Here is a 690-nt window from a genome sequence, read left to right on the forward strand (position 1 = left end):
AAGAACTTAAGCGTGACACCGGCCAGGTATAAGTCGGAGTTTCCATGGCTGAAGGAAGTAGACAGTCTGGCATTGTGCAATGCACAGCTGCATCTGCAGACAGCATACAAAAATTTCTTTCGTGATGTTTCTGTAGGTTTTCCAAAATTCAAATCAAAAAAGAAGCCAGTAAGAAGCTATACAACCAATTATGTGAATGGAAACATCACCTTACAAAATGGAAAGTTAAAACTTCCAAAAGCTGGCTGGGTACGCATCAGACAACACCGGAAGATTGATGAACGTTATAAATTGAAAGGCGCAACCATCACTCAGGAAGCGGATGAGCGATATTACGTTGCTCTGTTATATTCCTGCGAGGAACCGGTGCATGAAATCAGGAAAGCAGAATCCGCCATTGGTCTTGATTTTTCCATGAAGGAGTTGTATGTGGATTCCAATGGAAATCATGCGGCATATCCACATTTTTTTCAAAAATCCCAGCAGAAACTGGCAAGGGAGCAGCATAAACTGAGCCACTGCGAACAGGGGAGTAACCGTTATAAAAAACAAAAGAAGAAAGTGGCACGAATTCATACTCGTATCGCACACCAGCGAAAGGATTTTTTGCATAAAGAATCAAGGAAGATAGCCAATTCCTACGATATCGTGTGCATCGAAAATCTGAACATGAAAGAAATGAGCCAGGAT

Annotated in this window: 1 protein-coding gene; it reads left to right on the forward strand. The window is 41.7% G+C overall.

Annotated elements, in window-relative coordinates:
- Positions 1 to 690 (forward strand): RNA-guided endonuclease TnpB family protein (locus WMO41_RS15820; RefSeq protein ID WP_349230594.1); only part of this gene is annotated, 690 nt, incomplete at both ends.

Source organism: Ventrimonas faecis (assembly GCF_040096075.1).
In the GTDB taxonomy this organism is placed as follows: domain Bacteria; phylum Bacillota; class Clostridia; order Lachnospirales; family Lachnospiraceae; genus Brotaphodocola; species Brotaphodocola faecis.